This is a genomic window from Pseudomonas sp. GW821-FHT09D08 (assembly GCF_059416305.1).
In genome coordinates this window covers 191,758-213,363 of record NZ_JBWKOX010000007.1, presented here as the reverse complement: position 1 = coordinate 213,363, position 21,606 = coordinate 191,758, and the positions used below count along the sequence as shown (strand labels likewise).

Here is a 21,606-nt window from a genome sequence, read left to right as displayed (position 1 = left end):
CGCGAGCAAGCTCGCTCCTACAATTGGTTTTGTGTTCCTTCAGTTGGAGACGTCGGCGATGGCTTCGGCCAGAAGCGTCAGGCGTGTCGCATCGATCCCCGCCACGTTAGCCCGTCCCGAACTGACCATGTACACGCTGTGCTTCTCGCGCAGTTGCTTGACCTGCTCGGCACTCAAGCCGGTGTAGGAAAACATCCCGCGTTGCGCCCCGATGTGCGCAAACTGCTCCGCCAGACCATGGGGCGCCAACGCCTCCACCAGTCCGGAACGCAACTGCGCGATTCGCGCACGCATGGCTTCGACTTCCCCGCTCCACTGCTTTTTCAGCTCGGCATCCCCCAGGATGGTCGCGACCACTGCCGCACCATGGTCCGGCGGCGTCGACCACAGGTTGCGCGCGGTATTTGCCAACTGGCTGCGTACATCCTTCAGCTTCTCGGCGTCCGCCGCGCACACGATGAGCGCGCCGACACGGTCGCGGTAGAGGCCGAAGTTCTTCGAGCACGAACTGGTGATCAATACTTCCGGCAGTTCAGCCGCCAACAAGCGCACCGCCCAGGCGTCCTGCTCCAGGCCGTCGCCAAAGCCCTGGTAGGCGAAGTCGATCAGCGGCAGCAACTGGCGCTCGCGCACGATGTGCAGCACCTGGCGCCAGTCATCCTGGGACAGGTCGAAGCCGGTCGGGTTATGGCAGCAGGCGTGCAGCAAGACCACGTCGCCCTTGGGCACGGTGGAGAGGGTTGCCAGCATCGCCGCCACATCCAGGCGGTTGTCCGCGCCCACGTAGGGGTAATGGCTGACCTTGAGCCCGGCCTTGGCAAAGATGGTTTCGTGGATCGGCCAGGTCGGGTCGCTCAGCCACACGCCACGGCCGGGCAGGTTGTGGGCGATAAAGTCGGCGCTCAGGCGCAGGGCGCCGGTGCCGCCTGGGGTCTGGGTCGCGCCGGCACGGTGTTCGCGCAGCAGGGCGGAGTCGGCGCCCAGCACCAGTTCGCTGATCAGGCTGCCGAACGCTGCATCGCCGTGGCCGCCGATATAGGTCTTGGTAGTCTGGGTATCGACCAGGCGCTGCTCGGCGCGCTTTACCGACGGTGGAATCGGCGTCAGGCCCTGGTCGTCCTTATAGACGCCCACGCCAAGGTCGAACTTGTTCGGGTTGGCGTCCTGGGCATACAGGTCCATCAAGCCGAGGATCGGGTCGCCGGGCACGCGGCCTATGGCATCGAAATGCATTACTTGCGGCCCTCGGCGTCCTTGGCCACTTCGTCGGTGCGCGCGGCCATGATGAAGTCGTTGCGGTGCAGGCCCTTGATGGAGTGGCTCCACCAGGTCACGGTGACCTTGCCCCATTCAGTGAGCAGGCCTGGGTGATGGCCTTCGGCTTCGGAGATTTCACCCATGGCGTTGGTAAAGGCCAGGGCGAACTTGAAGTTCTTGAACAGGAAAACCTTTTCCAGCTGCATCACGCCATCGCGCACTTCGATGTTCCAGTCGGGGATCTGCTTGAGCAGCACCGGCAGTTCTTCATCGCTGACTTGCGGGGCATCGGCGCGGCAGGCTTCGCAGTGGGCTTGGTTCAAGGTGGTCATGTGATGGTGTCCTGAATTCGAGTGTTTAAAAACGGTCGTCAGTGGCGTCACCCTAAAGCAACGCGGGGCCGGGGAACAGACTCACCTGGCCTTAAAAGCCACGGTTCACGCGGCCTTGGGTTTTGGCGGGAATTTCGGCGCATGCAACCCAAGCTGCATGCCGCGCTCGACCATGCCCATGATGTCTTCCTGCGCCACTTCGAACAGGCGCTTGAGGTTGGGCAGCACGAAATACAGCGGTTGCAGGATGTCGATGCGATACGGCGTGCGCATCGCTTCCAGCGGGTCGAAGGCTTGATGTTCAGGCTGGTCGGACAGGCAGTAAACACTTTCCTTGGGCGACGACAAAATCCCGCCACCGTAGATACGCCGACCGTCGGGGGTGTCCACCAGGCCGAACTCGATGGTCATCCAGTACAGGCGCGCCAGGTATACCCGTTGCTCCTTGCTGGCCGCGAGGCCGAGCTTGCCGTAAGTGTGGGTGAATTCGGCGAACCAGGGGTTGGTCAGCAGCGGGCAATGACCAAAGATCTCGTGGAAAATATCCGGCTCTTGCAGGTAGTCCAGTTCTTCGCGGGTACGAATAAAGGTCGCCACCGGAAACTGCTTGTTGGCGAGCAATTCGAAGAAGGTCTGGAAGGGGATCAGCGCCGGCACGCGGGCGACTTGCCAGCCGGTGGTCGAGGCCAGCACCTGGTTGATTTCACCCAGTTGCGGGATGCGATCCAGGGGCAGGCCGAGCTTGTCGATGCCGTCCAGGTATTCCTGGCACGCGCGGCCCTCGATCACTTTCAATTGGCGGGTGATCAGGGTGTTCCACACCGCGTGCTCTTCCGGCGGGTAGTGGATAAAACCTTGCGCATCGGGCTCGCGGGCCACGTAGTGCGTCTGCTTCATACGGCTCTCCTGCTAGGCATTCGTTCTTGTTATGTCCTGGGATGAGCCTATTGATACGCCGTGCGGGGCAAGATTCCATCGGCTTCAGCATCGGCTGTGTAGGAAAAATTACTGGTTTTCGTAAAGTATTCGTTACGGAAGTGCGACTGGTTGGCGTATTGGGCTGGGAAAAGCCCCCGAGCTGTCACATAATCTTGACGACTATCTGCGCCCAGCGACAAAAAGACGCGGCGCCTACCCACTTTTCGAGCCTTTTCATGCGTATCAAAGTGCACTGCCAGAACCGCATCGGCATCCTGCGGGACATCCTCAACCTGTTGGTGGAGTACGGCGTCAACGTCGCCAAGGGTGAGGTGGGCGGCGAGCATGGCAACGCCATTTACCTGTTCTGCCCGAACCTGGTGAACATGCAATTCCAGGCGCTGCGCCCGCAGTTCGAGGCGATTGCCGGGGTGTTTGGCGTCAAAAGGGTAGGGCTGATGCCCAGTGAGCGTCGGCATATGGAGCTCAATGCGCTGCTCGGTGCCCTGGAGTTTCCGGTGCTGTCCATCGACATGGGCGGCTCCATCGTCGCCGCCAACCGTGCGGCCGCGCAGTTGCTCGGGGTGCGGGTGGACGAGGTGCCGGGCATTCCGCTGTCGCGCTATGCCGAGGATTTCGACTTGCCGGAACTGGTGCGCGCGAGTAAATCGCGGATCAATGGCCTGCGGGTCAAGGTCAAGGGTGACGTGTTCCTGGCGGATATCGCACCGCTGCAATCCTCCGAACATGACGACAGCGAAGCCATGGCCGGTGCCGTGTTGACCCTGCACCGTGCCGACCGCGTGGGCGAGCGTATCTACAATGTGCGCAAACAGGAGCTGCGCGGTTTCGACAGTATTTTCCAAAGCTCCAAGGTCATGGCCGCCGTGGTGCGTGAAGCCCGGCGCATGGCGCCGTTGGATGCGCCTCTATTAATAGAAGGCGAAACCGGCACCGGCAAAGAGTTGTTGGCGCGCGCGTGCCACCTGGCCAGCCCGCGCGGGCAATCGCCGTTGATGGCGCTGAACTGCGCCGGGTTGCCCGAGTCGATGGCCGAGACCGAATTGTTCGGCTACGGCCCCGGCGCGTTTGAAGGCGCGCGGGCCGAGGGCAAGCTCGGGCTGCTGGAGCTGACGGCCGGCGGTACGTTGTTTCTCGATGGCGTTGGGGAAATGAGCGCGCGCTTGCAGGTGAAATTGCTGCGCTTCCTGCAGGACGGCTGTTTTCGGCGCGTGGGCAGTGACGAAGAGGTGTACCTGGATGTACGGGTGATCTGCGCCACCCAGGTGGACCTGTCCGAACTCTGCGCCCGTGGCGAATTCCGCCAGGACCTTTATCACCGCCTCAACGTGCTGTCCTTGCATATCCCGCCCCTGCGCGAATGCCTCGACGGCCTTGCGCCCCTGGTCGAGCACTTTCTCGACCAGGCCAGCCGGCAGATCGGCTGCCCGTTGCCCAAGCTGGCGCCTGCCGCCATGGACAAGCTCAGCCACTACCACTGGCCAGGGAATGTGCGGCAGCTGGAAAACGTGCTGTTCCAGGCGGTATCGCTGTGTGACGGCGGGACGGTCAAGGTCGAACACATCCGCCTGCCGGACTACGGGGTGCGCCAACCCCTTGGCGACTTTTCCCTGGAGGGCGGTTTGGAGGCGATTGTCGGGCGCTTCGAGAAGGCGGTGCTGGAGAGCCTGTATGCCGAGCATCCCAGCAGCCGGCAGTTGGGGAAACGCCTGGGGGTGTCGCACACCACCATTGCCAATAAGTTGCGCGATTACGAAATCCTCAAGGCGGACAAATAACCAACTGCCCCTCCCGCATTGGTTCTCTGTCACCCGTAAAACGGGTACTTGCCGTAAGCGGCATAAGTCCGCCGTTTTTTCGACTCGCACCCGGTCGTCATTTATGGGTTCCCGCCTCCAAACCCCCGGCCCGCCTGGACTTTCCGTTCTTTTTAAAAGTTGGTTCGCAAATTGCTTAAGCCTCATCAGTACAGCGGTGGGCGGCAAGCCTGCGTCAGAAAGAGGAAAGAGCGTGGACAAGTACCTTTATGTGGCAATGACCGGCGCCAGCCAGAATGCACTGGCGCAGAAGGCCCATGCCAACAACTTGGCGAACATTTCCACCAACGGTTTTCAACGTGACCTGGAACAGGCGCGTTCGATGCCGGTGTTCGGTGACAGCTTTCCGGCGCGTGCGTTTGCCATGACCGAACGTCCCGCGACTGACTTCAGCCCTGGCGCCATGATCGAGACCGGTCGCGACCTGGATGTGGCGGTGAACGGCAATGGCTGGATGGCGGTGCAAACCCCCGATGGCGGTGAAGCCTACGTGCGCAGTGCCAGCATGAACGTCGATGCGCTGGGTGTGCTGCGCGCCGGCAACGGCATGCCGATCATGGGTAACGGTGGCCCGATCGCCGTACCGCCGCAGCAGAAAGTCGAAGTGGGCGCCGACGGCACCATCAGCATCCGCGCCATGGGCGAAGGCCCGCGGGTGATGGCTGAAGTGGACCGCATCAAGCTGGTCCAGCCCGATTTCAAGAATATGAATAAAGGCCTGGATGGCACCATCCATACCAAGGATGGCCAGCCGGCCGTGGCCGACGCGAACGTCACGCTGACCTCGGGTTTCCTGCAGGCGAGCAACGTCAACGCCGTGGAAGAAATGACCGCGGTCCTGGCGCTTTCCAAGCAGTTCGAGTTGCACGTCAAGATGATGAACAGCGCCAAGGAAGACGACCAGGCCATGACGCGCGTGATGGCGATGAGCTGATAGCCACGTTATTGACCGACCACCAATTTTTGCAGCGCAGCGCCAACAAACAGGCGCACGAAGGAGAACAGCATGCTTCCGGCTCTATGGGTTGCCAAAACAGGCCTGTCCGCCCAGGACACCAACCTGACCACCATTTCCAACAACTTGGCCAACGTGTCGACCACGGGTTTCAAACGCGATCGCGCCGAGTTCCAGGACTTGCTCTATCAGATCAAGCGCCAGCCAGGCGCCCAGTCGACCCAGGACAGCGAATTGCCGTCGGGTCTGCAACTGGGTACTGGTGTGAAGATCGTCGGTACCCAGAAGAACTTCAACGCCGGTAACCTGCAACAGACCGGGCAGCCGCTGGACATGGCCATCAACGGCAAAGGGTTCTTCCAGATCCTGCAGCCGGATGGGACCACTTCCTACACCCGTGACGGTACCTTCCACCTGGACTCCAATGGCCAGATCGTGACAGCCAACGGTTTTGCCCTGGAACCGGCTATCGTCGTGCCGAACAACGCCCAGACCTTCACCGTCGGCAACGACGGCACCGTGTCGATCACCGTGGCCGGTAACCCAGCGTCGCAAGTGATCGGCAACCTGCAAACCGCCGACTTCATCAACCCGGCCGGCCTGCAGGCGATGGGTAATAACCTGTTCCTGGAAACCGCTTCCAGCGGCGCGCCGCAAATCGGCACCCCTGGCCTGAACGGTTTCGGCACCACGCTGCAAAGCACCCTGGAAACCTCCAACGTCAGCACCGTGGAAGAGATGGTCAACATGATCACCACCCAGCGGGCCTACGAGATGAACTCCAAGGTGATTTCCACCGCCGACCAGATGCTTTCGTTCGTAACGCAGAATCTGTAATCAAGTCTATGGGGCGCTCCTGAGAGCGCCTGCAACACCGTGAGGTAAGGGTCATGAATCGCTATGTTTCCGTTCTGGCATTGAGTGGGATTGCCGTGCTCGCGGGCTGTGTCGCCCCGACGCCAAAACCCAATGACCCGTACTACGCGCCGGTGTTGCCGCGCACGCCGTTGCCGGCGGCGGCCAACAATGGCTCGATCTACCAGGCCGGTTTCGAACAGAACCTGTACAGCGACCGCAAGGCGTTCCGCGTGGGTGACATCATCACCATCACCCTGAACGAGAAGACCCAGGCCAGCAAGAACGCCAACTCGCAGGTGGGCAAGACCAGCAAGACCGGGATTGGCCTGACCTCGTTGTTTGGTGCCGTACCCAACACCAACAACCCCTTGGGCGACGGTGACTTGAGCTTGAGCGCAGGCTACAGCGGTGACCGCGCCACCAACGGCAAGAGTTCGGCGGGGCAGGGCAACAGCCTGACCGGTTCGATCACTGTGACGGTGGCCGATGTACTGCCCAACGGCATCATCGCCGTGCGCGGTGAGAAGTGGATGACCCTCAACACCGGTGACGAACTGGTGCGCATTGCCGGCATGGTCCGTGCCGACGACATTGCCACCGACAACACCGTGTCGTCGACGCGCATTGCCGATGCACGCATCACGTACTCCGGTACAGGTTCGTTTGCTGATGCAAGTCAGCCGGGCTGGTTCGACCGTTTCTTCCTTAGCCCGCTGTTCCCTTTCTAGGTGGCCACTTTGAAACTCAAACAGCTGATGGCGGCGGCACTCCTGCTGAGTCTGAGCGCAGTCGCCCAGGCCGAACGCCTGAAAGACATCGCCAGCATCTCTGGCGTGCGTTCCAACCAGTTGATCGGCTACGGCCTGGTGGTGGGGCTCAACGGTACGGGCGACCAGACCACCCAGACCCCGTTCACCCTGCAGACCTTCAACAACATGCTCTCGCAGTTCGGCATCAAGGTGCCGGCGGGTTCGGGCAACGTGCAGTTGAAGAACGTCGCGGCGGTGTCGATCAGTGCCGACTTGCCGGCGTTTTCCAAGCCGGGCCAGGTGGTCGACATCACCGTGTCGTCCATCGGTAACTCCAAAAGCCTGCGTGGCGGCACCCTGCTGATGACGCCGCTGAAAGGGATCGACGGCAACGTCTACGCCATCGCCCAGGGCAACCTGGTGGTGGGCGGGTTTGACGCCGAAGGTCGCGACGGTTCGAAGATCACCGTCAACGTACCGTCGGCCGGGCGTATCCCGGGTGGCGCTACGGTTGAACGTACGGTGCCGAGCGGTTTCAACCAGGGCAACAGCCTGACCTTGAACCTCAACCGTTCGGACTTCACCACCGCCAAGCGCGTAGTCGACAAGATCAACGACATGCTCGGCCCTGGCGTGGCCCAGGCTATCGACGGCGGCTCGATCCGCGTCACCGCGCCGCTGGACCCCAGCCAGCGTGTGGACTACCTGTCGATCCTGGAAAACCTCGAAGTCGATCCGGGCCAGGCGGTGGCCAAGGTCATCATCAATTCGCGTACCGGTACCATCGTGATCGGCCAGAACGTCAAGGTCTCGCCGGCGGCGGTGACCCACGGCAGCCTGACCGTGACCATCACCGAAGACCCGATCGTCAGCCAGCCTGGGCCGTTGTCCAATGGCCAGACGGCGGTGGTGCCACGCTCGCGAGTGAATGCCCAGCAGGAAGCCAAGCCGATGTTCAAGTTCGGCCCCGGCACCACCCTGGATGAGATTGTGCGTGCGGTGAACCAGGTGGGCGCAGCGCCAGGCGACTTGATGGCGATCCTCGAAGCGTTGAAGCAGGCCGGCGCGTTGCAAGCCGACCTGATCGTGATTTAAGGCCATGGCCATGGACATGCGTAACAGTGGCCTGACCAGCACGGCGGACTCGGGTTCGTATTCCGACTTGAATCGCCTGAACCAACTGAAGGTCGGCGACAAGAACAGCGAAGGCAACATGCGCAAGGTGGCGCAGGAATTCGAGTCGCTGTTCTTGAGCGAGATGCTCAAGTCCATGCGCTCGGCCACCGAGGCCCTGGGCAAGGACAACCCGATGAACACCCCGGCCGCCAAGCAGTATCAGGAAATGTACGACCAGCAACTGGCGGTTTCCATGTCCCGCGAAGGCGGCGGTATCGGCCTGGCCGATGTGCTGATGCGCCAGATGCAGAAGAACAAGCCGGTGGACGCCCAGGCGGCCACCTTGCAGGGCCCTGCGGCGGCCGAGGCGGTCAAGAAGGTCGATGTGCCGACGCAAATTGCCGCCGGAACCCAGGCCGAGGGTCCGCTGGGGCGTTCCAATGGCCAGCGTCCACTGTGGGCCTATCGCGTGGCGGAGCCCCAGGCGGGCGCTGCAGCGGCCCACAGCAACGACATCGCACTGATGAACCAGCGCCGTATCGCCTTGCCGAGCAAGCTCACCGATCGCCTGCTCGCCGGTATCGTGCCGAGCACCGACACCACCACCGTTGCCCAGGCGGCGCCGCTGCGTAACAGCGCGGCCGCCGACAATGTGGTCAACAGCACCGCGCGCACGTTTGCCGTGCCGAGCGGGCGCATGCAGGTCTACGGCCGCGCCGTGGCCCAGCCGCCATTGGCACCGGTGAAGAAGGCGTTCAGCTCCCAGGATGAGTTTGTCGCGACCATGTTGCCGATGGCCAAGGCGGCGGCCGCGCGTATCGGTGTCGATCCGAAGTACCTGGTGGCCCAGGCCGCCCTGGAAACCGGTTGGGGCAAGTCGGTGATGCGCGCCGAAGATGGCAGCAGCAGCCACAACCTGTTCGGCATCAAGGCCGGCCAGAGCTGGCAGGGCGGCCAGGCCCGTGCGATCACCAGCGAGTTTCGTGACGGGGCGATGGTCAAGGAAACGGCGCAGTTCCGTTCCTACGCCTCCTACCAGGACAGCTTCCATGATCTCGTGACATTGCTGCAGAGCAATGATCGCTATAAAGAAGTTGTGAAATCGGCCGATAACCCCGAACAGTTTGTACGCGAGTTGCAAAAAGCCGGGTACGCCACGGACCCGGCCTACGCCAGCAAGATTTCGCAGATCGCAAAAACCATGAACAGTTACCAGAATTACGCTGCCGCGGGCGCGACCACTCATTTATAAGGTCTGAACCATGAGTTTGCTCAATATCGGGATGTCGGGGCTTAACGCCGCTCAAGGATCGTTGTCGGTCTTGAGTAACAACATCGCCAACGCCAATACCGCGGGCTATTCGCGTCAGCAGACCACCCAGAGCGCAAATGCGTCGAACCAGTATGGCGGCGTGTTCATCGGCAGCGGCACCACCCTGGCCGACGTGCGTCGGGTGTACAACGAATACCTGGACACCGCCTACCAGAACAGCACCTCGCTCAACAGCGATGCCAAGGCTTACCTGGATCAGGTCAGTGCCGTCGACAAGACCCTGTCGGACAAGACCACCGGCATGTCGGCGGTACTCAGTTCGTTCTTCGCTGCTGTGCAGACCGCCTCGGCGAACCCCAACGATACCTCGGCCCGCCAGATCCTGCTCACGAACGCCCAGACGCTGAGCAACCGGTTCAACTCCATTTCCAGCCAGTTGAGCCAGCAGAAAGAGACCATTAACAGCCAGTTGTCCTCGATGAGCGATCAGGTCAACCAACTGACTTCGTCGATTGCCTCTCTCAACAAGCAGATCGCCCAGGTGCAGGGTTCGTCGAACACCACCCCGGCCAACCTGCTGGACTCCCGCGCCGAAGCCGTGCGTTCGCTCAATGAGCTGATCGGCGTGACCGCCACCGAAAAGAATGGCGTGTTCAGTGTCAGCACCGGTAGCGGCCAATCCCTGGTGCTGGGTGATAAGTCCAATACCATTTCCGCCGTACCGAGCAAGAGCGACACCAGCCAGTACACGATCCAGCTCAATGCGGCCGGCGGTACGACGATGGATCTGGGCAACGTGATCAGCGGCGGCAGCATCGGCGGCCTGTTGCGCTATCGCAGCGACGCGTTGATTCCTGCGATCAATGATCTGGGGCGCATCGCGATTGCCACCGCCGATACGGTCAACAGCCAGTTGGGCCAGGGCCTGGACCTCAATGGCGAGTTCGGCGCCTCGATGTTCACCGACATCAATAACGCAGCCTCGGTTGCCCTGCGTAGCCTGGCTGCCCAAGGCAACCTGGGCGACGGCGCCCTGGGCGTGACGATCAAGGACACCACTCAGCTGACCAACTTCGATTACAAGGTCAGCTTCAACGACGGCACCGACCTCAACAAGGTCACGGTACTGCGTTCCGACGGCAAGGCCATGGGCACCTATGACCTCAGTGCCACGCCGCCTCCGGTCATCGATGGGTTCACCCTGGCGGTCAAGAGCGGTGCGGTGCAGGCCGGTGACAGCTTCAAGGTCAGCCCCACCGCCAACGGCGCCAAGGAAATCGGCACGGTCCTCAGCGACCCCAGCAAGATTGCCTTTGCCGCGCCGTTGCAGGGCGAGGCCAGCAAGACCAACCAGGGCACCGGCACCTTCACTCCGCCGACGCTCACCGTGCCCCTGGACATACAGGGTGGTGCCGATACGGCACAACTGCGTACCGGCATCGAATACTCGATGCCGGTGAAGATGGTTTTCGGTAAACCGGCGGCCGATGGCACCCAGCCTTATACGCTGAGTAACGCCCAGGGCGATCCCATCGGTTCCGGCACCATCATTCCGGGACAGGCCAATAAGATCAGCATCAGCGTGCCGATGCGTGATGCCAGCGGTGCCTTGGTGTCGCCAGCCAAGAGCTTCAGTTTCGACACCACGGTGGGCGGTTCGCCGGCCAACGGCGACGGCACCTCGTTCTCGTTCAATGCCACTGGCAAGTCCGACAATCGCAACGCCCAGGCACTGCTCGACCTGCAGACCAAGGCAACCGTGGGCCTGGCGGCCGATGGCAGCGGCGGCACCAGCCTGGTGGGTGCCAACAGCAAGCTGGTCTCCACCGTCGGCGCCAAGGCCGCTTCGGCCGGCACTGACAACACCGCCACCGGTGCGCTGCTGACCGCCAACAAGAACGCGCGCAACTCCGTATCCCAGGTGAACCTGGATGAAGAGGCGGGCGACATGATCAAGTTCCAGCAGTACTACACGGCGTCGTCGCAGATCATCAAGGCTGCGCAAGAAACCTTCAGCACGCTGATCAATAGTCTTTAAGGGAGTCTGGGACGATGCGCATTTCTACACAGCAGTATTACGACACCAGTGCCGTCAAGTATCAGAACAACTATTCCAGCGTTGTGAAGGCCCAGGAACAGGCGAGCTCCGGCGTGCGTGTACAGACCGCTTCGGATGATCCGGTTGCCGCCCAGCGCTTGCTGATGCTGCAACAGCAAAAAGACATGCTGGCCCAGTACAGCGGCAATATCACCAGCATTCAAAATACCCTGACGAACGAAGAAAGCGTGCTGGAGGCGATCAATACCACCATCCAGGCCGGCAGCCAGTTGGCGCTGCGTGCGGGTGGCGTGACCAGTGATGCTGACCGCAAGTCCATCTCGGTCGAGGTGGGCGCGCTTGAAAATCAGCTGTTGGGTTTGCTTAACAGCAAGGATGCGGCGGGCAACTATCTGTTCTCCGGTTCCAAGACCGATACGCCGCCGTATTCGCGCAACAATGATGGTACTTATAGCTATCAAGGCGACGAAAACGAGCTGAGCCTGCAGGTTTCCGAGACGCTGAAGGTGCGCACCAGCGATACGGGCAAGACCATCCTGGAAGGCGCGGTCAACACCAGCCGCACCCAAGCCACCTACACGACGCCTGCAACGGTGGATGACCACAAGGTCGCGATCTCGGCAGGCCTGGTAACGTCGGGCATCGATTACACCAAGCAGTTTGCCGACGGCCAGCCCTATAAGGTGACCTTTACCAGTAGCACGCAGTACGTTGTGACCGACAAGGACAACAACGACATTACTTCGCAGCTTCCAGGTAATGGTACGTTCGACTCCACCAAGGAAGGCAGCGCCAGTATCAATGTACGCGGGGTCAAATTCGATATCACCGCGGACCTCACCGGCGTGGCCACCGGGCCGGATGCCGATGCGTTGGTTGCAGGGCGTGAGTTCACCCTGGCCGCCAAGCCGGACGCGTTCAATGTCTCTCGCACCGCAAGCAACACTTCGGCGGCGCAACTGACCAATGCCCGCGTCAGCAGTGCAGCCGACTACTCCAGTACGTTTCCCAACAGCGGCGTACTGATCAAGTTCGACGATGTCGACCCGACTGCTTATAAGGTGTATGCCCAGCCGTATACCCCCGACAGCAAGCCGATTGTCGATAATGGCGTGATCGTCAGCGGTACGCCGCCAGCCAAGGACACGATCACCGCCGCGGGTGTCACCTTCGAGTTGAGCGGTACGCCGAACACCGGCGATCAGTTTTCGGTCGGCAACACCACCCAGAAAACCCAGAATGCCCTCGACACCCTGAGCCAGCTGCGCCAGGCCCTGGAACAGCCGGCGGATGGTATTCCCGGTGCGCGGGTCAAGCTTCAGGACGCCCTGAACGCCGCGGTCAGTAACCTGACCAACTCGGCCGACCAGGTGGACAACGTGCGTGGCTCCATCGGTGCGCGACAGAATGCACTCACGGTGCAGTCCAGTGAAAACACCAGTGTCGGCCTGGCCAACAAGACCACGATGAGTGACCTGGCCAACATTGACATGGGCGAGGCAGCGATCAACCTGACCCTGCAGCAAACCATGCTGGAGGCCTCGCAGCTGGCTTTCGTGAAAGTCTCGCAGTTGAGCCTGTTCAACAAGATGTAAGTGGCGTCAAGTCAAGCGGCCCGCTCTGGAAACAGGGCGGGCCGCTGCCGTTTCTGGGACTTAATTGTTTGAAGGTTTTGCACAAAGCACACACAATTGAGTGACCTGTGAGTCATAAAGCGCATCTTCACTGTATCGTGTGAAAAGGATAAGTCGTCACAGGGTCCTTGCGGGGCGGCTTTCAGCGAGATTTTTATGGGGTTATCCCCTTTATTGTCAGCACTCCAGGCCACGTCTGGGGTGTTCTCCAGCTATTTAGTATTGGGAAGCCACAATGATTGGCATAAAAAGCATCGCCAGTTACGTGCCGGCAGACGGGATCGATAACTACGCCCAGGGTGCCAAGTTCGCCAAGGATGAAGAATTCATCATCGGCAAGATCGGTTCGGCGTTCCTGCCGCGCAAGGAAGCCGCGCAGGAAACCTCCGACCTGTGTGTCGAGGCGGTCAACGCTTTGTTTGCCAACAACCCGGATTTGAAGCGCGAGTCCATCGATGCACTGATCGTCGTCACCCAGAACGGCGATGAAGAGGGTTTGCCCCACACGGCTGCGATCGTCCAGGACAAACTCGGCCTGCCCACCCACGTGGCGGCGTTTGATATTTCCCTGGGCTGCTCCGGCTACGTCTACGGCATCTACGCCATGAAGGGCTTCATGGAAGCCACCGGCCTGAAAAACGGCCTGTTGGTCACCGCCGACCCGTATTCGAAGATCGTCGACCCGGAAGACCGCAACACCACCATGCTGTTTGGCGATGCCGCCACCGCCACCTGGATGGGCGAAGACGCGCCGTGGTTGCTGGGCAAGTCCAAGTTCGGCACCGACGGTTCCGGCGCGCCGCATCTCAAGGTCAGCGATGGCGTGTTCTTCATGAACGGTCGCCAGGTGTTCAACTTCGCCTTGCTCAAGGTGCCCGCGCATTTGCACGAGCTGCTCGACGAGTCGGACCTTGCGGCCGATGACATCGATGCGTTCTGCATTCACCAGGGCAGTGCGGCGATTGTCGACGCCGTGGCCCGGCGTTTCGAAGACGCGCCGGTGGAGAAGTTCATCAAGGACATGGTCGAGACCGGCAACACCGTGTCGTCGAGCATTCCGTTGCTGCTGGAAAAGCATGTGATGGACGCCACCTGGAAGCGCGTGGCAATCAGCGGTTTTGGCGTGGGCCTGTCGTGGGGATCGGCGATTCTCTATCGTCCGTGACGCTTCGATAGACTGCTTTCTGCGTAAAAGCAAACGCCGATGCTCGAAAGAGCATCGGCGTTTTTTATTTGGCGCCAGAAAACCCAATGAAATATGGGTTTTTGGCCGTCGTAAGCCCTTGAATTACAAGGGGTGGCACGGCGCCATTAAAAAAATCAAAAAAAATCCTCAAGCAACCGGCTACCACGACGATAACTATTACGTAGGTTCTCAGGCCACACCCGGCGGTTGCCAGGGCCGGAAGCCGCAGTATCCATCCAACGAGGATTTCGTCATGGCTTTAACAGTAAACACCAACATTGCTTCGATCACTACTCAGGGCAACCTGAACAAAGCCGGCGGCGCCCTGGCCACCTCCATGCAGCGCCTGTCTTCCGGCCTGCGTATCAACAGCGCTAAAGACGACGCAGCCGGCCTGCAGATCGCTAACCGCCTGACCAGCCAAATCAACGGCCTGGGCCAAGCAGTAAAAAACGTGAACGACGGTATCTCCATCGCTCAGACCGCTGAAGGCGCGATGCAGGCTTCGACCGACATCCTGCAAAAAATGCGTACCCTGGCTCTGTCTTCCGCGACTGGCTCCCTCAGCGCTGACGACCGTAAGTCGAACAACGACGAATACCAGGCCCTGACTTCGGAACTGACCCGTATCTCGCAAACCACTACTTTCGGTGGCCAGAAGCTGCTGGACGGTTCGTACGGTACCAAAGCTATCCAGGTTGGCGCTAACGCTAACGAAACCATCAACCTGAGCCTGGAAAACGTTGCAGCTAACAACATTGGTTCGCAGCAGATCAAAACCAAGGCCATCGCGCCTAGCGCAACTGGCCTGGCTGGCGGCGACATCACTGTTACCGGCAACGGTCAGACCAAAACCGTAACTTACGCTGCAGGCGCTTCGGCTAAAGACATCGCTGCGGGCCTGAACGGTTCGATCGGTGGCCTGACCGCTACCGCCAGCACTGAAGTCAAACTGGAAGTAGGCGCTGCCACTCCGTCGAACTTCAAACTGGCTGTAGGCGGCGGTAATGCTGTTGATTTCGTCGGCGTGAAGGACCTGGCCGGCCTGGCTGACCAGCTGAAATCGAACGCTGCCAAACTGGGCATCAGCGTTAACTATGACGAATCCAACAAAACCCTGTCGGTTAAGTCGGATTCCGGCGAAAACCTGTCGTTCTCTGGTGCTGATGCCAACGCCCAGACCAACATCCTGGTTGGCGCTAAAGACGGCGCTGGCGCATTCGCCACCCCGGCTGCTCTGGGTGCTGCTGCAATCGTTGTGACCGGTCAGGTTTCCCTGGATTCGGCTAAAGGCTACTCCCTGAGCGACGCTGGTACTGGTGTATCGGACTTGTTCTCGGCTGCTACCGTTTCGTCGACCAAGACCACTATCTCTAACACCGACGTGACCGACGCTACCAACGCTCAAAACGCGCTGGCTGTTATCGACAAGGCCATCGGCACCATTGACGGCGTTCGTTCGGGCCTGGGTGCTACCCAGAACCGTCTGACTACCACTGCAGACAACCTGCAGAACATTCAGAAGAACTCCACCGCTGCACGTTCCACCGTTCAGGACGTCGACTTCGCTTCCGAAACCGCCGAACTGACCAAGCAACAAACCCTGCAATCGGCCTCCACCGCGATCCTGTCGCAGGCTAACCAGCTGCCATCCGCTGTACTGAAGCTGCTTCAGTAATTCCAGCGCTTGGTAACTAACGGAAGGGCGCGTCTACGTGCCCTTCCGTTTTTTCGGTTTAGAGGAGATTGGACATGGACATGAGTGTAAAGCTGAACCAGTCTTATCCGCCGGTTGCACCTAAAAGCGCGCCTGCACCGATAGCAGCAACTGACAAAAGCGTCACCAAAGTCCAGGAAACGCCGGCCACAGGCAAAGAGCCTGAGCGTGCCGACCTGGAAAAAGCAGTCACTGATATTCGCGAATTCGTACAAGCGGCCCAGCGCAAACTGGACTTTTCCATTGATGACTCCACCCACCGTGTGGTGGTCAAGGTCATCGCCACCGACAGTGGTGAAGTGATTCGCCAGATCCCGTCGGAAACGGCATTGAAGCTGGCACAGAACCTTTCCAGCGCAAGCAACCTGTTGTTTGACGACAAAGTCTGAGCTGGCATGAAACTTGTTGCTGTCGTGGCTTGAGGCGTAATAAGTCAAGATAACGGCAGCCACCGAACAGGAGATAGATGATGGCGGGTTCAACGGTAAGTGGTATCGGTTCGAATATCGATACGCAAGCGATCGTGACATCCTTGGTTAACGCCGAAAAGGTGCCCAAGCAGACGCAGATCAATACCGCGTCCGCGAAAGCGACCACCACGCTGTCTTCGATCGGCAAGGTTCAAGCTGCACTGGATGCGTTTCGTGGTGCCCTGGACTCCATGACCAAGGACAGCAGTTTCACCGGTTTGACCGGTTCGTCCTCGGATGAAAAGACGGCGACCATGACGGCCAGCAATACGGCCTCGAACGGCAGCTTCCGGCTGATCGTCGACCAACTGGCCCAAGCGTCCAAGCTGTCGAGCAAAAACTTCAGCGGTGGCACCTCGACAGTGGTCAACACCACTGATAAGCCGACGACGCTGACCATCAGTCAGTCCGGCAAGGCTTACGATCTCAGCGTTCCAGCCGGCGCGACCCTGCAGCAGGTACGTGACTCGATCAATACCCAGTTTGGTACTTCGGGGCTCAGTGCCAACATCCAGACCGACTCCAATGGCTCTCGATTGATCCTGACGTCGACCAATATGGGGACGGGCTCGGACCTTACGCTGTCTGGCACCTCGGGGCTGGATGTGGGGGCCACGGTCGTTGATCCGCCCAAGGATGCGCTCTACAGCATCGATGGTGTTTCTTCTGTGTCCAAGTCCAACACCATCACTGGTGCTCTTAGTGGCGTGGATATCAAGCTGGTAGCTGCGTCGACTTACAAAACGGGCAGTACGGTTGAAAAGAACGCCACGCTCATCACCGTCAGCACCAACAACACGGCGCTCAAGTCCGGGGTCAAGGGGTTCATTGATAGCTACAACGCCCTGATCACGGCAATGAACGCTGAAACCAAGGTCACCACGAACCTGGACGGCAGCACCACGGCGGCAGCGTTGACGGGTGACTCGACCATGCGTTCGTTGCAGAGCACGATCCGTAACGAGTTCAACGCGCTGTCGGGCACTGGTGCCTTCAAGTCCCTCGCTCAGTTCGGTGTGACCACCAGTTCGAGTACTGGCCTGCTGGCGATTGATGACAAAAAGTGGGATGCGGCAGTTAAAACCAACGCCGCCGACATCAACAGTATGTTCAGTGGCAAAGACGGCATGCTGGCGCGGATGAAAAGCGCCACGGATGACTTTGCCAAGGCAAGCACCGGGATCCTGGCGACGCGCTCTACCTCCTTGTCGAACACGTTGAAGGATCTGACCAAGGATCAAGCCACGCTCGACGAGCGCATGACCCTGCTCACCAGCAGCCTGTCGGCCAAATACAACGCCATGGACACCCTGGTCGCCCAATTGCGTCAGCAAAGCACCAGTGTCATGACCACACTCAATGCGTTGAACAACGTCAAAACCAATTCTTGATCCCCTGCTGATGCAAAAAGGCCAGGCAAACTGCCTGGCCTTTTTTTATCGAAGCCCGACTGGCCCTAAAGCTTTTCGCGAGCCAGTCGACATATTGGTTACTAGAATCCTTTTCGCTGTCGCCTGTCACGAGGTAGAAACATGAATCCCATGAGAGCCCTTCGCCAATACCAGAAGGTCAATTCCCATGCTCAGATCTCCGAAGCCAGCCCTCATCGCCTGGTGCAGATGCTGATGGAGGGCGGGCTGGACCGCATGGCCCAGGCCAAGGGTGCGCTGGCGCGTGGCGACATCGCCCAGAAGGGCCTGATGCTGGGCAAGGCCATCGATATCGTGATTGGCCTGCGCGACGGCCTGAATGCTGAAAAGAGTGACAACCCGGCTTACGTCCAGCAGTTGGAAAGTCTGTATGCGTACATGACCAACCGTCTGATGGAAGCGAACCTGCATAACGATGCCGACATGATCGACGAAGTCGCGCGTTTGCTGATTACCGTGAAAGAAGGCTGGGATGCCATCGCCGCGCCACAGGCTGCAACCGAGTAAGGCGCAGCAGAGAAGGGCCTGAGGGCCTTGAGGAATACGTCATGAGCCAAGCACTGCAACGCATTGATGAAACCCGTGAAGCGCTGATCGGCGCGCTGGCAGACCGTAACTGGGACGCCATTGGCGAGCTGGACATGGGCTGTCGCAACGTGATCGACGAGGTGCTCAGCGAAGCGCCGGTGGATGAGGATGCGTTGCGTGAAAAGCTTGAGAGCCTGTTGGCGGTATACCAGCAGTTGCTTGAGGTGACGACGGGCGAGCGCCAGGCGATTTTTGAAGAGATGTCGCAGATCAACCAAGCGAAAAATGCGTCAAAGGTTTACCATTTGTTCGGCTGAACAGACGCAGTTAATCCGAACGGCGCGTCATAAATTTGACCGTGCCAGCTTTTTTGACTTAACTAGTGCTGTTTTCAGATTTCAGACGTCTATAAAGTAAGAAGTCTTACGGCCGTCTCGATTGCCCTTACACTGGGCAGAGCGTTTTACTAGGGAAGTTGCTATTGCATGTGGCGTGAAACCAAAATTCTGCTGATCGATGACGATAGCGTCCGCCGCCGCGATTTAGCGGTGATTTTGAATTTTCTTGGCGAAGAAAATCTGCCCTGCGGCAGCCATGACTGGCAGCAGGTAGTCAGCTCATTGTCATCGAGCCGTGAAGTCATCTGTGTGCTGATCGGGACGGTAAACGCTCCTGGCGCTGTTTTGGGCTTGTTAAAGACACTGTCTACCTGGGATGAGTTCCTTCCGGTGTTGCTAATTGGTGATATTTCTTCTGTCGAGTTGCCGGAAGACCAGCGCCGCCGCGTGCTTTCCAGTCTGGAAATGCCCCCCAGCTACAGCAAATTGCTTGATTCCCTGCACCGTGCCCAGGTCTATCGCGAGATGTACGACCAGGCCCGCGAACGCGGTCGCCACCGTGAGCCCAACCTGTTCCGCAGCCTGGTCGGCACCAGCCGTGCCATCCAGCACGTGCGCCAGATGATGCAGCAGGTGGCCGATACCGACGCCAGCGTGCTGATCCTCGGCGAATCGGGCACCGGCAAGGAAGTGGTCGCGCGCAACCTGCACTACCACTCCAAGCGCCGCGACGGGCCTTTTGTGCCGGTCAACTGCGGCGCGATCCCGGCAGAGCTGCTCGAAAGCGAACTGTTCGGCCACGAGAAGGGCGCCTTTACCGGGGCGATCACCAGCCGTGCCGGGCGTTTCGAGCTGGCCAACGGCGGCACCCTGTTCCTCGACGAAATCGGCGACATGCCGCTGCCGATGCAGGTCAAGCTGCTGCGTGTCTTGCAGGAGCGCACCTTCGAGCGCGTGGGCAGCAACAAGACCCAGAGCGTCGACGTGCGCATCATCGCCGCGACCCACAAGAACCTCGAAAGCATGATCGAGGTCGGCAGCTTCCGCGAAGACCTGTACTACCGCCTCAACGTATTCCCGATCGAGATGGCCCCGTTGCGTGAGCGCGTGGAGGACATCCCGCTGCTGATGAACGAACTGATCTCGCGCATGGAGCACGAAAAACGCGGTTCGATCCGCTTCAACTCGGCCGCGATCATGTCCCTGTGCCGCCACGGCTGGCCCGGTAACGTCCGTGAGCTGGCCAACCTGGTGGAGCGCATGGCGATCATGCATCCCTACGGCGTGATCGGCGTGGTCGAGCTGCCGAAGAAATTCCGCTACGTCGACGACGAAGACGAGCAACTGGTCGACAGCCTGCGCAGCGATATGGAAGAGCGGGTCGCCATCAACGGCCACACCCCGGACTTCGGCTCCACCGCCATGCTGCCGCCTGAAGGCCTGGACTTGAAAGACTACCTCGGCAACCTCGAGCAGGGGCTGATCCAGCAGGCCCTGGACGACGCCAACGGCATCGTCGCCCGTGCCGCCGAGCGCCTGCGCATCCGTCGAACGACCCTGGTGGAGAAGATGCGCAAGTACGGAATGAGCCGCAAAGAAGGTGATGAACAGGCAGATGATTGACGCCTGTTTTTCAAGCCGCTGATATTTCAGCGGTTTTTTTTCGGCACAACTATTGCTACAGCCCTCGCAACGTTCCGTTTAACTGACGGTCAGCCAAGCGAGAGAGCATCATGCCCCACGCCGCCCAACTATCTTCGGCCCCTGCCATCCAGGGGCTGGTTCCGCCTGTCGAGCCGCCGACCCGCCAGGGTCTTGAGCAGGCGTTCTCGCAGTTCAGCCAGATGTCGAGCCAACTGACCGACTCCTACAGCCTGCTGGAAGCCCGGGTCTCCGAGCTGAAAGGCGAACTGGCCGTGGTCAGCGCCCAGCGCATGGAAGAGCTGGCCGAGAAAGAGCGCCTGGCCAACCGTCTGCAAAACCTGTTGTCGCTGTTGCCTGGTGGCGTGATCGTCATCGACGAAGAGGGCCGCGTGCGTGAAGCCAACCCGGCGGCCTGCGACATGCTCGGCCTGCCGCTGGAAGGCGAGCTGTGGCGCCATGTCATCACCCGCTGCTTTGCGCCGCGTGAGGACGATGGCCACGAAATCTCCCTGAAAGACGGGCGCCGCCTGTCCATCGCCACCCGTTCCCTGGATGCGGAGCCGGGCCAGTTGGTGCTGCTCAACGACCTGACTGAAACCCGGCACCTTCAAGACCAGTTGGCGCGCCATGAGCGTTTGTCGTCCCTGGGCAGGATGGTCGCTTCGTTGGCGCATCAGATCCGTACGCCGTTGTCGGCCGCGTTGATCTACGCCAGTCATTTGACTGATGAGCAATTGCCCGCCGCCACGCACCAGCGCTTTGCCGGGCGCCTGAAGGAGCGCCTGCATGAATTGGAGCACCAGGTCCGCGACATGCTGGTGTTTGCCCGCGGCGAATTGCCGCTGACCGACCGCGTGACGCCGGCCCAGCTGATGCAGGCCCTGCAAGCGGCGGCCGCTGCCCATATCCAGGACGTGCAAGTGCGTTGGCAGTGCGACAGCCACCTCGGCGAGCTGCTCTGCAACCGTGACACCCTGGTGGGCTCGCTGCTCAACCTGATCGAAAACGCCACCCAGGCCAGCGGCCCCGGCGCGCGGCTCAAGGTGCACCTGTACAACCGCGAGCAAACCCTGCGGCTGTGCATCAGCGACAGCGGCAGCGGTATCGACCCGGTGGTGCTCAAGCGCCTGGGTGAACCCTTTTTCACCACCAAGACCAACGGTACGGGCCTTGGCCTGACCGTGGTCAAGGCGGTGGCGCGTGCCCATCAGGGAGAATTGCAGCTGCATTCCCGTGTTGGGCGTGGCACCTGTGCATTGATGACCTTGCCGCTGTTTTCATGCGCGGCAAGCGCGGAGTAAGGA

The 21,606-nt window shown here is 60.2% G+C and carries 19 protein-coding genes; 16 read left to right on the top strand and 3 right to left on the bottom strand.

From position 1 onward, the window contains the following. Window positions 1-39: 39 nt before the first annotated feature. The 3 genes from AC07OP_RS15270 to phhA all read right to left on the bottom strand — a co-directional run bounded on the left by AC07OP_RS15270 (window position 40) and on the right by phhA (window position 2,486). Entirely contained in the window at window positions 40-1,233 is a 1,194-nt protein-coding gene (locus AC07OP_RS15270; RefSeq protein WP_495100704.1) for an amino acid aminotransferase, read from the bottom strand. Beyond that, window positions 1,233-1,589 carry a 4a-hydroxytetrahydrobiopterin dehydratase gene (locus tag AC07OP_RS15265; RefSeq protein WP_010208721.1) on the bottom strand — a complete coding sequence of 119 codons (357 nt, stop codon included), beginning with the start codon at window positions 1,587-1,589 and terminating at the stop codon, window positions 1,233-1,235. The genes AC07OP_RS15270 and AC07OP_RS15265 overlap by 1 nt, the downstream gene beginning before the upstream one ends. A gap of 105 nt (window positions 1,590-1,694) precedes the next feature. Beyond that, entirely contained in the window at window positions 1,695-2,486 is a 792-nt protein-coding gene (phhA, locus tag AC07OP_RS15260) for a phenylalanine 4-monooxygenase (protein ID WP_495100705.1), read from the bottom strand. A 257-nt stretch (window positions 2,487-2,743) separates the two neighbouring features. On the opposite strand from phhA, the gene AC07OP_RS15255 reads away from it, so the two are divergent. From AC07OP_RS15255 to AC07OP_RS15180, 16 genes are all read left to right on the top strand, one after another. Then, window positions 2,744-4,306, top strand: coding sequence for a sigma-54-dependent transcriptional regulator (locus tag AC07OP_RS15255; RefSeq protein WP_115486753.1), 1,563 nt, complete (start codon window positions 2,744-2,746; stop codon window positions 4,304-4,306). Between the two features lie 232 nt (window positions 4,307-4,538). Continuing rightward, window positions 4,539-5,279 (top strand): flagellar basal body rod protein FlgF, encoded by a 741-nt coding sequence (locus AC07OP_RS15250; RefSeq protein ID WP_092355203.1) that lies wholly within the window; start codon window positions 4,539-4,541, stop codon window positions 5,277-5,279. Window positions 5,280-5,351: 72 nt separating this feature from the next. Beyond that, the gene (gene flgG / locus AC07OP_RS15245) at window positions 5,352-6,137 is read left to right on the top strand and encodes a flagellar basal-body rod protein FlgG (RefSeq protein ID WP_027603835.1); all 786 of its coding nucleotides are present in this window, start codon (window positions 5,352-5,354) and stop codon (window positions 6,135-6,137) included. A gap of 53 nt (window positions 6,138-6,190) precedes the next feature. Further along, window positions 6,191-6,886, top strand: a complete 696-nt coding sequence (flgH, locus tag AC07OP_RS15240; protein ID WP_495100706.1) for a flagellar basal body L-ring protein FlgH — start codon at window positions 6,191-6,193, stop codon at window positions 6,884-6,886. A gap of 27 nt (window positions 6,887-6,913) precedes the next feature. Further along, window positions 6,914-8,002 (top strand): flagellar basal body P-ring protein FlgI, encoded by a 1,089-nt coding sequence (locus AC07OP_RS15235; protein WP_033901075.1) that lies wholly within the window; start codon window positions 6,914-6,916, stop codon window positions 8,000-8,002. 4 nt (window positions 8,003-8,006) lie between these two features. Then, window positions 8,007-9,275, top strand: coding sequence for a flagellar assembly peptidoglycan hydrolase FlgJ (gene flgJ, locus AC07OP_RS15230; RefSeq protein ID WP_027603838.1), 1,269 nt, complete (start codon window positions 8,007-8,009; stop codon window positions 9,273-9,275). 10 nt (window positions 9,276-9,285) lie between these two features. Next, a complete protein-coding gene (gene flgK / locus AC07OP_RS15225; RefSeq protein WP_141155703.1) occupies window positions 9,286-11,334 on the top strand; it encodes a flagellar hook-associated protein FlgK in 2,049 nt (682 codons plus the stop codon). Between the two features lie 14 nt (window positions 11,335-11,348). Continuing rightward, window positions 11,349-12,950, top strand: a complete 1,602-nt coding sequence (locus AC07OP_RS15220) for a flagellar hook-associated protein 3 (RefSeq protein ID WP_027603840.1) — start codon at window positions 11,349-11,351, stop codon at window positions 12,948-12,950. Between the two features lie 274 nt (window positions 12,951-13,224). Further along, window positions 13,225-14,154 (top strand): ketoacyl-ACP synthase III, encoded by a 930-nt coding sequence (locus tag AC07OP_RS15215; RefSeq protein WP_065924951.1) that lies wholly within the window; start codon window positions 13,225-13,227, stop codon window positions 14,152-14,154. Window positions 14,155-14,428: 274 nt separating this feature from the next. Then, the gene (locus tag AC07OP_RS15210; RefSeq protein ID WP_495100729.1) at window positions 14,429-15,853 is read left to right on the top strand and encodes a flagellin N-terminal helical domain-containing protein; all 1,425 of its coding nucleotides are present in this window, start codon (window positions 14,429-14,431) and stop codon (window positions 15,851-15,853) included. 74 nt (window positions 15,854-15,927) lie between these two features. Next, window positions 15,928-16,281 (top strand): flagellar protein FlaG, encoded by a 354-nt coding sequence (locus tag AC07OP_RS15205; RefSeq protein WP_027603843.1) that lies wholly within the window; start codon window positions 15,928-15,930, stop codon window positions 16,279-16,281. Window positions 16,282-16,361: 80 nt separating this feature from the next. After that, the gene (fliD, locus tag AC07OP_RS15200; RefSeq protein WP_141155700.1) at window positions 16,362-17,753 is read left to right on the top strand and encodes a flagellar filament capping protein FliD; all 1,392 of its coding nucleotides are present in this window, start codon (window positions 16,362-16,364) and stop codon (window positions 17,751-17,753) included. Window positions 17,754-17,894: 141 nt separating this feature from the next. Beyond that, window positions 17,895-18,299, top strand: a complete 405-nt coding sequence (gene fliS, locus AC07OP_RS15195) for a flagellar export chaperone FliS (RefSeq protein WP_065924954.1) — start codon at window positions 17,895-17,897, stop codon at window positions 18,297-18,299. A 41-nt stretch (window positions 18,300-18,340) separates the two neighbouring features. Continuing rightward, on the top strand, window positions 18,341-18,637 hold the full coding sequence (fliT, locus tag AC07OP_RS15190; protein WP_027603846.1) for a flagellar protein FliT: 297 nt from the start codon (window positions 18,341-18,343) through the stop codon (window positions 18,635-18,637). 168 nt (window positions 18,638-18,805) lie between these two features. Next, window positions 18,806-20,281 carry a sigma-54 dependent transcriptional regulator gene (locus AC07OP_RS15185; protein ID WP_495100707.1) on the top strand — a complete coding sequence of 492 codons (1,476 nt, stop codon included), beginning with the start codon at window positions 18,806-18,808 and terminating at the stop codon, window positions 20,279-20,281. A gap of 110 nt (window positions 20,282-20,391) precedes the next feature. After that, window positions 20,392-21,603 (top strand): sensor histidine kinase, encoded by a 1,212-nt coding sequence (locus tag AC07OP_RS15180; protein ID WP_065940565.1) that lies wholly within the window; start codon window positions 20,392-20,394, stop codon window positions 21,601-21,603. The last annotated feature ends 3 nt before the right edge of the window (window positions 21,604-21,606 follow it).

Coding starts and splice junctions, on each gene's coding strand:
- AC07OP_RS15270 (WP_495100704.1), bottom strand. CDS start 1,233: ATGCATTTCGATGCCATAGGCCGCGTGCCCGGCGACCCGATCCTCGGC.
- AC07OP_RS15265 (WP_010208721.1), bottom strand. CDS start 1,589: ATGACCACCTTGAACCAAGCCCACTGCGAAGCCTGCCGCGCCGATGCC.
- phhA (WP_495100705.1), bottom strand. CDS start 2,486: ATGAAGCAGACGCACTACGTGGCCCGCGAGCCCGATGCGCAAGGTTTT.
- AC07OP_RS15255 (WP_115486753.1), top strand. CDS start 2,744: ATGCGTATCAAAGTGCACTGCCAGAACCGCATCGGCATCCTGCGGGAC.
- flgG (WP_027603835.1), top strand. CDS start 5,352: ATGCTTCCGGCTCTATGGGTTGCCAAAACAGGCCTGTCCGCCCAGGAC.
- flgH (WP_495100706.1), top strand. CDS start 6,191: ATGAATCGCTATGTTTCCGTTCTGGCATTGAGTGGGATTGCCGTGCTC.
- AC07OP_RS15235 (WP_033901075.1), top strand. CDS start 6,914: ATGGCGGCGGCACTCCTGCTGAGTCTGAGCGCAGTCGCCCAGGCCGAA.
- flgJ (WP_027603838.1), top strand. CDS start 8,007: ATGGCCATGGACATGCGTAACAGTGGCCTGACCAGCACGGCGGACTCG.
- flgK (WP_141155703.1), top strand. CDS start 9,286: ATGAGTTTGCTCAATATCGGGATGTCGGGGCTTAACGCCGCTCAAGGA.
- AC07OP_RS15220 (WP_027603840.1), top strand. CDS start 11,349: ATGCGCATTTCTACACAGCAGTATTACGACACCAGTGCCGTCAAGTAT.
- AC07OP_RS15215 (WP_065924951.1), top strand. CDS start 13,225: ATGATTGGCATAAAAAGCATCGCCAGTTACGTGCCGGCAGACGGGATC.
- AC07OP_RS15210 (WP_495100729.1), top strand. CDS start 14,429: ATGGCTTTAACAGTAAACACCAACATTGCTTCGATCACTACTCAGGGC.
- AC07OP_RS15205 (WP_027603843.1), top strand. CDS start 15,928: ATGGACATGAGTGTAAAGCTGAACCAGTCTTATCCGCCGGTTGCACCT.
- fliD (WP_141155700.1), top strand. CDS start 16,362: ATGGCGGGTTCAACGGTAAGTGGTATCGGTTCGAATATCGATACGCAA.
- fliS (WP_065924954.1), top strand. CDS start 17,895: ATGAATCCCATGAGAGCCCTTCGCCAATACCAGAAGGTCAATTCCCAT.
- fliT (WP_027603846.1), top strand. CDS start 18,341: ATGAGCCAAGCACTGCAACGCATTGATGAAACCCGTGAAGCGCTGATC.
- AC07OP_RS15185 (WP_495100707.1), top strand. CDS start 18,806: ATGTGGCGTGAAACCAAAATTCTGCTGATCGATGACGATAGCGTCCGC.
- AC07OP_RS15180 (WP_065940565.1), top strand. CDS start 20,392: ATGCCCCACGCCGCCCAACTATCTTCGGCCCCTGCCATCCAGGGGCTG.